This window comes from Streptomyces sulphureus DSM 40104, from assembly GCF_000381025.1.
Taxonomy (GTDB): domain Bacteria; phylum Actinomycetota; class Actinomycetes; order Streptomycetales; family Streptomycetaceae; genus Streptomyces; species Streptomyces sulphureus.
Genome location: NZ_KB905814.1, coordinates 385491 through 399070 on the forward strand (window position 1 = coordinate 385491; position 13580 = coordinate 399070).

At 69.6% G+C, this 13580-nt stretch carries 11 protein-coding genes, 1 pseudogene and 1 riboswitch; of the genes and pseudogenes, 6 read left to right on the forward strand and 6 right to left on the reverse strand.

Going from position 1 to position 13580, the window contains the following annotated elements:
* Positions 1 to 301: 301 nt before the first annotated feature.
* Positions 302 to 565: a WhiB family transcriptional regulator gene (locus F603_RS0105970; protein ID WP_016469673.1), complete on the forward strand. Its 264-nt coding sequence runs from the start codon at positions 302 to 304 to the stop codon at positions 563 to 565.
* Positions 566 to 736: 171 nt separating this feature from the next.
* Here F603_RS0105970 and F603_RS0105975 read toward each other — a convergent pair whose 3' ends face one another.
* The 6 genes from F603_RS0105975 to F603_RS0106000 form a co-directional block, all read right to left on the reverse strand.
* Entirely contained in the window at positions 737 to 2215 is a 1479-nt protein-coding gene (locus F603_RS0105975; protein ID WP_019545103.1) for a sensor histidine kinase, read from the reverse strand.
* Positions 2216 to 2555: 340 nt separating this feature from the next.
* The gene (locus F603_RS0105980; RefSeq protein WP_019545104.1) at positions 2556 to 3641 is read right to left on the reverse strand and encodes an SIS domain-containing protein; all 1086 of its coding nucleotides are present in this window, start codon (positions 3639 to 3641) and stop codon (positions 2556 to 2558) included.
* Between the two features lie 42 nt (positions 3642 to 3683).
* On the reverse strand, positions 3684 to 5210 hold the full coding sequence (locus F603_RS0105985) for a glycoside hydrolase family 3 protein (RefSeq protein WP_019545105.1): 1527 nt from the start codon (positions 5208 to 5210) through the stop codon (positions 3684 to 3686).
* A gap of 41 nt (positions 5211 to 5251) precedes the next feature.
* Complete coding sequence (locus tag F603_RS0105990; RefSeq protein ID WP_019545106.1) at positions 5252 to 6154, reverse strand: carbohydrate ABC transporter permease; 903 nt, start codon at positions 6152 to 6154, stop codon at positions 5252 to 5254.
* Complete coding sequence (locus F603_RS0105995; RefSeq protein WP_019545107.1) at positions 6151 to 7170, reverse strand: carbohydrate ABC transporter permease; 1020 nt, start codon at positions 7168 to 7170, stop codon at positions 6151 to 6153. The genes F603_RS0105990 and F603_RS0105995 overlap by 4 nt, the downstream gene beginning before the upstream one ends.
* Positions 7171 to 7195: 25 nt before the next feature.
* Complete coding sequence (locus tag F603_RS0106000; RefSeq protein ID WP_019545108.1) at positions 7196 to 8494, reverse strand: extracellular solute-binding protein; 1299 nt, start codon at positions 8492 to 8494, stop codon at positions 7196 to 7198.
* A 245-nt stretch (positions 8495 to 8739) separates the two neighbouring features.
* Here F603_RS0106000 and F603_RS31635 point away from each other — a divergent pair, with 245 nt between their 5' ends.
* From F603_RS31635 to F603_RS0106025, 5 genes and pseudogenes are all read left to right on the forward strand, one after another.
* Positions 8740 to 9636, forward strand: coding sequence for a GntR family transcriptional regulator (locus F603_RS31635; protein WP_019545109.1), 897 nt, complete (start codon positions 8740 to 8742; stop codon positions 9634 to 9636).
* Positions 9637 to 9910: 274 nt separating this feature from the next.
* On the forward strand, positions 9911 to 12004 hold the full coding sequence (locus tag F603_RS0106010; RefSeq protein ID WP_211231036.1) for a carbon starvation CstA family protein: 2094 nt from the start codon (positions 9911 to 9913) through the stop codon (positions 12002 to 12004).
* Positions 12001 to 12198: a CstA-like transporter-associated (seleno)protein gene (locus F603_RS0106015; RefSeq protein WP_019545111.1), complete on the forward strand. Its 198-nt coding sequence runs from the start codon at positions 12001 to 12003 to the stop codon at positions 12196 to 12198. Before F603_RS0106010 ends, F603_RS0106015 begins: the two co-directional genes overlap by 4 nt.
* Positions 12199 to 12395: 197 nt before the next feature.
* Positions 12396 to 12761 (forward strand): annotated as a pseudogene (locus F603_RS0106020) (sodium:solute symporter); the annotation flags it as partial.
* A gap of 62 nt (positions 12762 to 12823) precedes the next feature.
* The gene (locus tag F603_RS0106025; RefSeq protein WP_026328175.1) at positions 12824 to 13342 is read left to right on the forward strand and encodes a GNAT family N-acetyltransferase; all 519 of its coding nucleotides are present in this window, start codon (positions 12824 to 12826) and stop codon (positions 13340 to 13342) included.
* A 55-nt stretch (positions 13343 to 13397) separates the two neighbouring features.
* A riboswitch (cobalamin riboswitch) is annotated at positions 13398 to 13483 on the forward strand.
* Positions 13484 to 13580: the final 97 nt, after the last annotated feature.

Sequence of the window (13580 nt, forward strand, 5' to 3'; positions counted from 1 at the left end):
ACCCCTAAAGTCCTTTTACTCGAACGTTTAGGCCAGCTTCCACCCTCTGGAAGTACGGCTGTGAGTTAAGCGACACCAAGGAATCAAAAAAAACTTTCCAGAAGGGGTTGTGCCCGCTGCCGAGGTTTGCGAGTCTCTTCATGGCGATCGGGACGGCCCCAAGGCGGGCCCCCTTGAGAGCCCGAATCCCCCTTCTCACTTCAGTGGGACCAGCGTCACATCAGAGTGGTCCCCCTTCCCTTGCGAAGGGATTCGTGAAAGCGTTCACATTCACAAGCAAGCACGAGGAGAGGTAGCAGACATGGACTGGCGTCACCACGCCGTTTGCCGCGAGGAAGACCCCGAGCTGTTCTTCCCCATCGGCAACACCGGTCCTGCGCTGCTGCAGATCGAGGAAGCCAAGGCCGTCTGCCGCCGCTGCCCCGTGATGGAGCAGTGCCTGCAGTGGGCCCTGGAGTCCGGTCAGGACTCCGGTGTCTGGGGTGGCCTCAGCGAGGACGAGCGCCGCGCAATGAAGCGCCGCGCCGCTCGCAACAGGGCGCGGAACAACGCCGCGACCGCCTGAACTGACGCCCCTGCCCTGCCACCGGCTGCACCCCGAGAAAGCAGCCCGCAGAGTCTTCCGGTGCGTATGCGCACACGAGATGCGTCGAGCCCCGACCGCCATGGAGCGGTACGGGGCTCGGCGCTTTTCTGCATGAGTCGAACTGCCCGGCAGCGAAGGTGATCGGGCGGCTCAGCGCTTCTCGACGGCCGCCACGGGGAACTTCAGAACGACCCGTGTTCCGCCTTCGGGGACGGGGAGCATGTCGAAGCTGCCGCCCAACTCGCCCTCGACGAGCGTGCGGACGATCTGGAGGCCGAGGTTGCCGGAGGAATGCGGGTCGAAGTCCTCGGGGAGGCCGGCTCCGTCGTCCTGGACGGTGACGCGCAGGTGGTCGCCGTCGCTCGACGGGTCCTTGCGGCGGAGGGCCACCACCTCGATGGCGCCCTGCTTGCCCGGGCCGAACGCGTGCTCCATGGCGTTCTGGAGGAGCTCGGTGAGGGCCATCGCGAGCGGGGTGGCGACGTCCGCGCCGAGGACGCCGAAGCCTCCCTTGCGGTGGCCGGTGATCCGGCCGGGGGAGATCTCCGCGACCATCGCGAGGACGCGGTCGGCGATCTCGTCGAACTCCACGCTCTCGTCGAGGTTCTGCGAGAGGGTCTCGTGCACGATGGCGATCGAACCGACCCTGCGCACGGCCTCGTTGAGCGCCTCGCGGCCCCGTGCGGAGTCCATCCGGCGGGCCTGGAGCCGCAGGAGTGCGGCGACGGTCTGGAGGTTGTTCTTCACCCGGTGGTGGATCTCCCGGATGGTGGCGTCCTTGGTGAGGAGTTCGCGCTCGCGGCGGCGGACCTCGGTGATGTCGCGCAGCAGGATGAGCGAACCGATGCGGGTGCCCTTGGGGTTCAGCGGGATCGCACGCAGTTGGACGACGCAGTCCAGGCCCTCGACCTCGGCGCCCCGCGGCGCCCACCCGCTGGCGAGCTTCACCATCGCCTCGTCCACCGGGCCCCGCGCCGGGGCGAGTTCGGTCGTCGCCTGACCCAGGTGGAGGCCGACGAGGTCGGTCGCGAGGCCGAGTCTGTGGTACGCGGAGAGGGCGTTGGGGCTGGCGTACTGGACGATGCCGTCGGCGTCGAGGCGGATAAGGCCGTCGCCGACGCGTGGGACATGGTCCATGTCGAGCTGGTGGCCGGGGAAGGGGAAGGCGCCGGCGGCGATCATCTGCGCGAGGTCGGAGGCGCTCTGGAGGTAGGTCAGCTCCAGGCGGCTCGGGGTGCGGACCGTCAGCAGGTTGGTGTTGCGCGCGATGACGCCGAGTACGTTGCCGGCCCGGCGCACCGGGATCGACTCGACACGGACGGGCACCTCCTCGCGCCACTCCGGGTCCCCCTCGCGCACGATCCGGCCCTCGTCGTGCGCTGCGTCGAGCAGCGGGCGGCGGCCGCGGGGAACCAGGTGCCCGACCATGTCGTTCTGGTAGGAGGTGGGGCCGGTGTTGGGGCGCATCTGCGCGACGGAGACGTAGCGCGTGCCGTCCCGCGTCGGCACCCAGAGGACGAGATCGGCGAAGGAGAGGTCGGCGAGCAACTGCCATTCGGAGACGAGCTGATGCAGCCACTCCAGGTCGGAGTCGGTCAGCGCCGTGTGGTGGCGTACGAGGTCGTTCATGGAGGGCACGCTGCCGAGCGTACCCGGCCGTCTGCGGCGTCGAGCTCCGGCCGTGGGCGCCTGTGGAGGCGCTCACATCCGCGGCGGACTGGGCATGGACAGGACAGGTGGTCTAGTCCAGAATGAGGGCACACAGGTCTTCTGGCCTCCCCGCACAGGAGGGCAGAAAGGGACCGCGGCGCGCTCTGCCCTGACTGCGCCGAGGTCTTGGTGCTCCGGGCTGCGGTGCCGGGCGGGTTGAGGGTCCCGCCCCGGCGCCGCGGCCCGAAGTCATGCGGGAGGCACAACGCTTGGCCGCGGTCCGGGGCGCGCCTGCGTGCCCCGGACCGCGGCCGGTCGTCTAGCGGGTCTGCGTCACCTTCGCGAGCGAGCGGGGCGCGTCCGGGTCCTGGCCGCGGGCGATCGTCACTTCCCAGGCGAGCATCTGGAGCGGCAGGATCTCCAGGAGTGGCTGGAGCTCTTCGGGCAGGTCGCCCGTCGGGAGCGCGAACCCGGCCGAGGCGCGGTCGACTTCGGACCGTGCGCCGATGACGACGAGGTCGGCGCCGCGGTCGCGCAGCCGGTCGAGGACGGGCTGGAGCGCCTCTCCCCCGCGTCCGTCAGTGACGACGGCGATCACGGGCGAAACGTTGTCGACCATCGCCAGCGGGCCGTGGAGAAGATCCGCTCCCGAGTAGGAGAGCGCGGGGATGTAGCTCGTCTCCATGAGCTTCAGGGCCGCCTCCTTCGCCGTCGGGTAGCCGTAGCCGCGCGAGGTGAGGACCATCCGCTCGGCGAACCGGTAGCGGGCCGCCAGCCCGCGCACCTCCGACTGCCGGGCGAGGACGGACTCCACCAGCTCCGGGAGGCCTTTCGCCGCCCGGGTGCCGTCGACACCGCGCATCCCCTCGACGAGGAGGTAGAGCGCGAGGAGTTCGGCGGTGTACGTCTTCGTCGCGGGCAGCGCCTTCTCCTCGCCCGCGTGGATGTCGACGTGGAACTCGCAGACCTCGGCGAGCGGCGATGCGGCGTTGTTGGTGACGGCGAGCGTCACCGCGCCCGACTCCCGTGCGGCGCGCGCCGAGGCGACCAGGTCGGGCGAGCCGCCGGACTGGCTGACGGTGATCACCAGGCAGTCCCGCAGGTCGGGTCGGGCCCCGTACGCCGTCGTCGTCGACATCGAGGTGAGGCCGCACGGCAGCCCCAACTCGATCTCGAGCAGGTACTTGGCGTAGAGCGCCGCGTTGTCCGAGGTACCGCGCGCGGTCAGCAGCACGAACCGCGGGTTGCGCGCCGCGACGAGCCTGGCCGTCTCGCGGATGCCCGGGGCCGCCTCCTCCAACAGCCCGCGCAGTACCGCCGGTTGCTCCGCCATCTCACCTGCCATGATCCGCCCGGGGGCGTGCGGCTCTGCGGGTTCTGAAGCCTGGGACGAGGGCTCGGTCATGCTCTGGTGCCTCCTGGTGCGGTGGGTGGCGGACCCCTGTGCTCAGCGTGCGCGGGGCCCGCCTGCGATGATCTCGGCTGCTGCGCGCCCGCAGACACGGGACGCGCCATGCGTCGCGAGGTAGAGGGCGCCCGCCTGCGGCGCCTGCGGAACCCCCATCTCCACCACGACGGTCTCCTCGCGTGCAGCCAGGATGCCTTGAAGCGTCCGCGCCATCCACGGGTGCCTGTGCAGGTCCCGCACGACGGCGACGACGCGGCGCCCGCCCGCCTCACGGAGCACCCGCGCGCTCAGCTCCTCGGTGCCGTCGTCCGCATCGCTCGCGCTGTACGTCGCCGTCGCCGTCTCGGGGAGGAGCCGGGAGAGTTCGGCGGCCGGGCCCCAGGGGGTCTGGTCGCCCACGGCGATGTTGGCGAGCGGGGTGAAGGACGCGACGAACGGGGCCTCGGGCGGCCGGTATCCGTCGAGGCCGCTCACGGTGAGCGCTCTGCGGGCGGCGCGGAGCCCGATCTCCCTGTCCGGTTCGGGGAGCGGCGTGCGGGCGGTCTCGCGGGTCCAGGACGCCAACTCCCGTACGCGGGCCGCCGCGTCGGCGAGGCGCTCCTCCGCGAGGGCGCCCTCGCGGACCGCGTCGACGAGGGCGTCGCGCAGCCGCAGCACCGTCTCCTCGTCGGCGAGACCGCCGCCGACGCAGATCGCGTCGGCCCCGGCCGCGAGCGCGAGGACACTGCCGCGCTCGAGTCCGTACTCGGCGGAGATCGCCTTCATCTCTATGCCGTCGGTGACGACGAGGCCGCGGTGGCCGAGGCCGCCCTCCTCCTGCGGGGCGCGCAGGAGGCCGGTGAGCACGTCGGGGCTGAGGGTGCCGGGGCGCTCGGCGTCGAGTGCCGGGGAGAGGAGGTGGGCGCTCATCACGCACTTGACGCCTGCCTCGATCGCCGCGCGGAACGGGACGAGTTCGCGCCGCTGGAGCGTGTCGAGGTCGGCGTCGATGCGCGGGATGGCGTGGTGGGAGTCGACGGCGGTGTCGCCGTGCCCCGGGAAGTGCTTGACGCACGCGGCGACGCCCGCGGCTTGGAGCCCCTCGACGTAGGCGACGGTGTGCCGCGCGACGAGTTGCGGGTCGCTCCCGAAGGAGCGGACGCCGATCACCGGGTTCTCCGGGTTGGAGTTGATGTCGGCCGACGGCGCCCAGTCGAGGTCGACGCCGCACTCGGCGAGGCGCCGACCGAGTTCCTGTGCGACACCGCGGGTGAGCGCGGCGTCGTCCACCTCCCCGAGCGCCAGGTTGCCGGGGAAGGAAGAGCCGCCGCCGACCTCGAGCCTGGTGACGTCGCCTCCTTCCTCGTCGATCGCGACGAGCACCTCGGGGCGCACCTCGCGCAACCGCTCGGTGAGCGCCGCGAGTTGCTCGGCGTCACGGACGTTCCTGCCGAAGAGCCCGACGGAGGCGAGGCCCTCGTCGAGGCGGTGCAGCAGCCAGTCGGGGGGCGTACGGCCGGTGAACCCGGGCTGCAGGACGGCGAGGGCGTTCTGGGTGAGGGTGGATGTGTCGACGGTGATCGTCATGGAATGCCTATCCCTTCGGGTCTGCCAAGCTTGACCGGGCGCTATCCCTTGACCGCACCCGAGGTGAGGCCCGTCGCCATCTTCTTCTGCACGAGCATGAAGAAGATGACCACCGGGACGGCGACGATCACGGAGCCGGCCATCAGCCCCCCGTAGTCGGTGCCGCGGTCCGTGGTGAAGTTCATCAGCCAGACGTTGAGCGTGTACTTGTCGTTGTCCTGCAGCAGCACGTACGCGAAGAGGTACTCGTTCCAGGCCGTGATCAGCGCGAAGATCGACGCCGCGGCGAGTCCGGGCGCGAGCAGCGGGAGGATCACCCGGCGGAAGGCGCCCATGCGGCTGCATCCGTCGACCATCGCCGACTCCTCCAGCTCCCTGGGCACGTTGACGACGAAGCCGCGCACCATCCAGGTGGTGAACGGGAGCACCGAGACGAGGTAGACGATGATGACGCCCCAGTACTCGTTGGTCGCGCCGAGGTTGTTGAGCTGCACGTAGATCGGGATGAGCATCGCCGTCGGCGGCAGCATCTGGACCAGGATCAGCACCATCATGAACGGGCGCCGCCCGACGAAGTTGAACCGTCCGATGGCGAAGGCGGCGATGGTGCCGATGACGAGCGCGCCGAGGACGGAGGTGACGCAGATGATCAGGCTCGACTGGATCGCGGTCCAGAAGAAGCGTGTCTCGGTCGCGCGGACGAAGTTGTCGAAGGTGAACGAGCTCGGCCAGAGCGTCTGGTCGTAGGAGCGGATCTCCCGGTTCGGCCGGAAGGCGCTCACCAGCAGCCAGTAGACGGGAAAGGCCATCACCGCGAAGGCGACGAGGCCGAGGACGTCGTACCCGAAGCGGTGCTTCTTGCGGTCGGGCTGGAAGGACTTGCGGGCCGCCGGGCGCTCCGTCCCGGCGTCCGGCTTCGGCGCCGTTGCGTTGGCGGCACTCATTCGACCTCCCCTGTCTTGAGAAGCTGGCGCAGGTAGTACACGGCGACACCGGCGAGCAGCAGGACGGTGATGAGCGCGATGGCGGTGCCCTGGCTGAACGACGAGCTCTCGAACGCCTTCTGGAAGGAGTAGATGCCGAGCAGTTGGTACTCCGGCTCCGGCTTGTTGGCGCGCATCAGGAAGACCTGGCCGAAGATGTTGAAGTCCCAGATCACCGAGAGCGTCGCGACCATCTGGAAGACCGGCTTGATCACCGGGAAGACGACGTGCCGGAAGACGCCGAACGAGCCCGCGCCGTCGAGTTGGGCCGCCTCCTCCAACTCCCTGGGCACCTGGGTGAGCGCCGCGTAGAGGGTGATCACGACGAAGGGGACGGCGCCCCAGATCACCACGGCGGCGATGATGGTGAAGCCCTGCCACGGGTTGATGAACCAGTTGTGACCCTGGAAGTCGACACCGGGGAGCTTGCTGAGAAGGGAGTTGGCGACGCCGTAGTCGCTGTCGGCGAACCATCGGAAGACCGACGTCGCCACGAGCAGCGGCATCGACCAGGCGGCGACGAGCGCGCCGGTGAGCAGCAGCCGCACCCAGGTCGACATGCGCTGCATCAGCATGGCGAGCCCGAGCCCGACGAGCATGGTGGCGCCCACGCAGACCACCATGAAGAGCACCGTGCGCCCCGTGACCGACCAGAACTGGGAGTCCCCGAGGACGTTGGCGAACTGCTCGAAGCCGACCCAGGGTGGCGAGTCACCGCTCCACAGCTCGCGCCTCCCCATGTCCTGGAAGGACATGATCACGGTCTTCACCAGCGGCCAGGCGAACACCGCGCCGATGGCGACGATCGCCGGAGCGATCAGCAGGTAGGGCAGGGGTACGGCTGAAATCCCCCTGCGCTTGGGGCCGTTGCTGCTCGGCCCCTCGTGCCGCGCCTGGTCCCCCGGGCGCCCCCCGGAGCTGTTCCGGGGGGCTTCCTCCGGGGCGGCGACACCGGTCTTGGCTGTGTCGGCGCTCACTACGCAGACCTTCCGCTCGGATCGCTCAGGCTTCGTTGTTGATGAGTTCGTCGATCTTCTTGTCGGCCTTCTTCGCCGCGGCCTCGACGGACTCACCCTTGACGATGGAGACCAGCATGTTGGTGAGCACGTTCTGCTTCTCGACGGCCGTCCAGCCGGGGGCGATCGGCGTGAACCAGGCGTACGGGACCGCCTTCGCCGCCGCCTCGGTCTCCGGGTCCTTCTTCAGCGGCTCGAGCTGCGCGGTGTTGTTCGGCAGGATCTTCTTCTTCGCCAGCACCTTCATCGAGTCGGCGCTGGTGTACATCGAAATCCAGTCCTCCGCGAGATCCTGCACCTCGGACTTCTCGACGATGCCGAGGTCGGAGCCGCCGATGAAGGAGGGCAGCGGCTTGTCACCGGGGCCCGGCATCACCGCGGTGCCGATCTTGTCCTTGAGCTTCGGGTTGCCGGACTCGCCTTCGACGACGCTGCCCGCCTCCCAGCCGTTGCCGTAGATCATGGCCGCCTTCTCGTTGGCCATCACGTTGGCGTGGTCCTGCTCGTCCTTGGTCCGGTCGGCGTGGTTGTACTTGTTGACGAGCTTCATGAAGTGCTTGAGGCCCTTGACGGACTCGGGCTTGCTGAGCGCGCCCTTGAACTCCTTGCTGCCGTCGTCGTATTCGGCGATGGTGCCGCCGAAGGCGTGGACGTACGACATCGCCGCGTACCAGTACTTGCCGGGGAGGTAGAGCGGTGAGAACGCCTTGTCCGAGCCGTACTCCTGCTGGAGCTTGTCGAGCGCGGAGGTGAGTTTCTCCTCGCTCTCCGGCACGTCCTCGGAGCCGGTCGCCTTCTTGAACATGTCCTTGTTGTGGATGGCGACGCGCGCTCCGGCGTAATAGGGCACGCAGTACTGCTTCTTCTCGTACGTGCAGGTGTCCTTGAGCCCCTGGATCCAACTGTCCGAGTTCTCGTACTTCTTGGGGTCGATCTCGGCGAGGGCCCCGTTGAGGATGTACGTCATGGTCTCGGTGTTGCCGAGTTCGACGACGTCGGGGAACTTGTCACCGCCGAGCGCCGCGTCGAGCTTCTTGGTCTTGTCGCCCCACTGCTGGAACTGGACCTTCACCTTGACCTTGGGGTACTTCTTCTTGAACTGCTTGTTGACGTCCTTGACCAGCTCGGGCCAGGTGGATTCGGCGTCGTTCATCAGCCACACGGTCAGCGTCTCGTCGCGGTCCTTCGGGGCCTTCGCCGAGGCGCCCCCTTCGTCCGAACCGCACGCCGCCACCCCTGCGATCATGGATGCCACACCGACTGCCGCTATCAGCTTGCGCTTCACGCCACCCTCCTCGGGGATGCCCGAAACCCCCCGCCTCGGCGAACGGCTGCCGCACGGCAGTCAGTTGGTGCGTGATGCGCCTGGGCCGGGATTGGACTTTAATGGTTTAGACCAGTGCCCGCAGCTTGGCCTAGACCTATAGGGGTGTCAACGGTGTATAAAGCTCGCTGTCGCTTCCGTTATCGGAACGACACCTGAGCTGGGACGCCTCGCGGGTTCTGGCCCGTGGCACCATGTGAGCCGCTATGTACACGGAGGAGCCGGTGACGGCAGCGCGACGCAAGACCCAGGGGCGTGCAGCGAGTTCGGAGGGACCCGACACGTCAGGCCGGTCCCCGAGCACCCCTGCCGACGCCTCCTCCGAGCCGGCCCCCGGCGGCCGCACCGCGCGCGTTCCGAAGTACTACCGACTCAAGCGCCACCTGCTGGAAATGACGGAGACGATGCCGCCCGGCACCCCCGTCCCGCCCGAACGCGCCCTCGCCACCGAGTTCGACACCTCGCGGACGACGGTGCGCCAGGCGCTCCAGGAGCTCGTCGTCGAGGGGAGACTCGAACGCATCCAGGGGAAAGGCACCTTCGTCGCAAAGCCGAAGGTCTCCCAGGCGCTCCAACTCACCTCGTACACCGAGGACATGCGCGCCCAGGGCCTCGAACCCACCTCGCAGCTCCTCGACCTCGGGTACGTCACCGCCGACGACCGCCTCGCCGGCCTCCTCGACGTCCCGGCCGGCGGCCGCGTCCTGCGGATCGAGCGGCTGCGGATCGCCAGCGGGGAGCCGATGGCGATCGAGACGACCCACCTCTCGCAGAAGCGCTTTCCCGCGCTCCGGCGCAGCCTGGTGAAGTACACCTCCCTCTACACGGCGTTGGCCGAGGTCTACGGCGTCCACCTCGCCGAGGCAGCCGAGACGATCGAGACCTCCCTCGCGACGCCGCGCGAGGCGTCGCTCCTCGGCACCGACGTCGGGCTGCCGATGCTGCTGCTGTCGCGGCACTCCAGGGACACCTCCGGCGAGCCCGTCGAGTGGGTCCGCTCGGTCTACAGGGGCGACCGCTACAAGTTCACCGCGACGCTGCAGCGGCCGCCGGGCGAGGCGCACTTCGGCGTCCGCGGCCCCGAACCGGGCGCGCACGCCTGAACGGTGCCGCGCCTGTGCCGCGAACACCCTGCCGACCGGCGGAAGTTCCCTGCGCCACGGTATAGCGTTGATCTTCGCGCTGTTCTACGGTCCTTGCCGGACAAGCCGATCCACCGCCCCGCGAGGCCGGCAGCGACACCGGGCGCCTGCCCGCCGGCCGCGGCCCCGACGGGCGGTGCCGCGCCGACGGGAGGACGACCGGGTGCGCACTGTAAGACCACGTTCCGTCATCATATGGACGGCCGTAGCGCTCGTGGGCGCCGTCGGCTGGGCCATGCTCGCGCTCGCCCGCGGCGAGGAGGTGTCGGCGGTCTGGATGGTGGCCGCCGCGCTCGGCTCGTACGCCATCGGATACCGCTTCTACTCGCGCTTCATCGCCAAAAAGGTGCTGAAGGTCGACAAGAACCGGGCGACGCCCGCCGAACGCCTCAACAACGGCGTCGACTTCCACCCCACCGACCGCAGGGTGCTCGTCGGCCACCACTTCGCGGCGATCGCCGGAGCGGGACCGCTCGTCGGGCCCGTGCTCGCGGCGCAGATGGGGTATCTGCCGGGGACGATCTGGATCGTCGCCGGTGTGATCCTCGCCGGGGCCGTCCAGGACATGGTGACGCTCTTCTTCTCGATGCGCCGCGACGGGAAGTCGCTCGGGCAGATGGCGCGCGAGGAGATCGGACCCGTGGGGGGTGCGGCGGCGCTCGTCGCCGTCCTCGCGATCATGATCATTCTGCTGGCGGTGCTGGCGCTCGTCGTCGTCGAGGCGCTCGCGGAGTCGCCCTGGGGAACCTTCTCCATCGGCATGACGATCCCGATCGCCCTCTTCATGGGGTTCTATCTGCGAGTGCTGCGGCCGGGGCGGGTCACCGAGGTGTCGCTGATCGGGATCGCGCTGCTGCTGCTCGCGCTCGTCGCGGGCCGGTGGGTCGCCGAGTCCTCGTGGGCCGACACCTTCACCCTCTCCCCCGGCACGCTCGTCATCTGGATTCTCGTCTACAGCGTGATCGCCTCGGTGCTGCCGGTGTGGATGCTGCTGGCACCGCGCGACTACCTCTCGACGTTCATGAAGGTCGGGACGATCGGCCTCCTCGCCATCGGCGTCCTGGTGACGCTGCCGACGCTGAAGATGGAGGGCATCACCGACTTCGCCTCCGTCGGCGACGGGCCCGTCTTCGCCGGCTCGCTCTTCCCCTTCGTCTTCATCACGATCGCGTGCGGCGCGCTCTCCGGGTTCCACGCGCTGATCTCCTCCGGCACCACTCCGAAGATGGTGCAGAAGGAGACGCAGATCCGCATGATCGGCTACGGGTCGATGCTGATGGAGTCCTTCGTCGCGATCATGGCGATGGTCGCGGCCTGCATCATCGACCCCGGCCTCTACTTCTCGATGAACGCGCCGGCAGGCGTGATCGGGGACAACGTGCAGGCCGCGTCCGAGGCGGTGGCGAACTTCGGCTACACGATCTCGCCCGAGGAACTCGCCGCAGCGGCAAAGGCCGTCGAGGAGAGTTCGCTGCTGTCGCGGACGGGCGGCGCCCCGACGCTGGCGATCGGCGTCTCGGAGATCTTCTCGCAGGTGTTCGGCGGCGCGGGGATGAAGGCGTTCTGGTATCACTTCGCCATCATGTTCGAGGCGCTCTTCATCCTCACCGCGCTCGACGCGGGCACCAGGGTGGGTCGCTTCATGCTCCAGGACATGCTCGGCAACGTCATCAAGCCCTTCCGCAGGGTGAGTTGGCTGCCCGGCATCTGGATCTGCTCCGCCGCGATCGTCGCCGTCTGGGGGTACTTCCTCTGGGTCGGCGTCCACGAACCGCTCGGCGGGATCAACCAGCTCTTCCCGCTCTTCGGCATCGCCAACCAGTTGCTCGCCGCCGTCGCGCTCGCCGTCTGCACGACGCTGCTGATCAAGTCGGGACGGCTCAAGTGGGCCTGGGTCACGGGCATTCCGCTCGCCTGGGACACCGTGGTGACGCTCACCGCGAGCTGGCAGAAGGTCTTCTCCGGCGACCCGGCGGTCGGCTTCTTCCAGCAGCGCGCCGACTACCAGGCGGCGATCGAGCGCGGCGAGGTCCTCGCGCCCGCGAAGTCGATGGACGACATGCACACCGTCGTCACCAACTCCACGGTCACCGGCACCCTCGCCGCCCTCTTCGCCGTACTGGTGATCCTCGTCCTCGCCGACTGCACCCGCGTCTGCATCAAGGCGATCCGCAACCCGGCGGGTACGACGCTCCACGAGGCGCCCTACGAGCAGTCGAAGCTGGTGGCCCCCGCCGGACTCATCGCGACGAAGGAGGAGAAGGAGGAGCTCGCCGCCGTCGGCACCGGCTCGCCCGAGGGAAGCGAGAAGAGGGGAGAGAGCGGATGAACACGCTGCGGCGCGCCGCGCGTTGGATGCGCTGGTACACGCGCGAGTTCACCGACGAGTCCGCCTACGAGCGGTACGTCGCGCACCTGCGCAACCACGATCCGCACGCCGCCGTGCCCTCGCGCAGGGAGTTCGAGCGGAAGCGCACCGACGCACGGGAGGCCGACCCCACGGAAGGCTTCCGCTGCTGCTGACGTCGGGTTGCAAGAGCACCGAGGGGTCGCCGTGCGCGGCGGCCCCTCGGACACGGCGTCACACACCCGCCGGTGTACGGCAGAAGCCCTGGAGAGGACGTCCCGTACACCGGCGTCCGCTAGACGGACGGCGGGTGACGGGCACCCAACCCTCCTCTGAATTACGTGCGTTACGGCACTTAGATTCTCCAGACCCTCCCGCGCTCGTCGGCGGGCTCTCCACCCGCTGGTTCCACCGGTGGCCGCTGATCGCGGGCCGGGCCGTCGGCATGGTCTACGGCACACTCGCCGCGTACGGGGTCGCCGGCCCCACGCAGGCGCACTTCGGCGGTAGCAACGCGGAGATCCCGCTGATCGGTGAGATCGGGTACATCGGCACCACCGCGTTCGTCCTCGACGTGCTGGTCACCGTCGCCGCCACGATCCTCCTGCGGGCCGTCAGGGCGCCCGACGGCATCGACGAGACCCGCCCGGACGACTACGCGGCGGACGCGGGCGACCCGCCGAACTCCCGTGTCGGAACCGCGGCTTCGGGCCGCGAGGAGCGTGCACCCGTGGCGTGATCCGGCCGCCGATCCGCGCGGAGGGGACGCCCCTGTCAGTGGGGCGCCCCATCATGGACTCCATGGACATCACCGTACGGGCGGCCGGGCACGCCGAGCTGACGGCCGTCGGCGAACTCACCGCCGCCGCCTACCGCGTGGACGGCCTCCTCGACGCCGGGGACCCGTACCTCGACACCCTCGCCGACGCCGCGCGGCGTGCCGCCGGGGCCGAGCTGCTCGTCGCCTCCGAGCCGAAGGGGCCGCCGCTCGGCACCGTCACCTTCGCCGTCGCGGGCGGCGCCTTCGCCGAGGTCGCGCAGCCCGGCGAGGCGGAGTTCAGGATGCTGGCGGTGGCGGCCGAGGCACGCGGACGGGGCGTGGGCGAGACCCTCGTGCGGGCCTGCGTGGAGCGCGCGCGGCACCTCGGCCTCCGTCGCGTGGTGCTCTCCACCCAGCCCGCGATGCGTACGGCCCACCGGCTCTACGAGCGCCTCGGCTTCGCCAGGGACCCCGCGCTCGACTGGCGTCCCGTCCCCGAAGTGCCGCTGTGGGGCTTCGCCTTGCCCCTCCCGCACCCGGAGATCCGGCACAACATCTAGCAGGGCTCAGCAAGACCCTCCACCACATGTATGCTCGTCCCCGCTGCCGCCGCAGGGGAACCCGGTGCAAGTCCGGGACTGTCCCGCAACGGTGAGCGTGCCGCGTGCCGCCCAGGCACCGCGGGCGCGAGTCCGGTCACCTGCCGGCAGTTTCGACGACGCACCGGGCCTCGGGGATTGGGCCGGCGGACGCGTGCGGTGACACCCGTGCGCGTGGCGACCCTCCGAGGCCCATGAG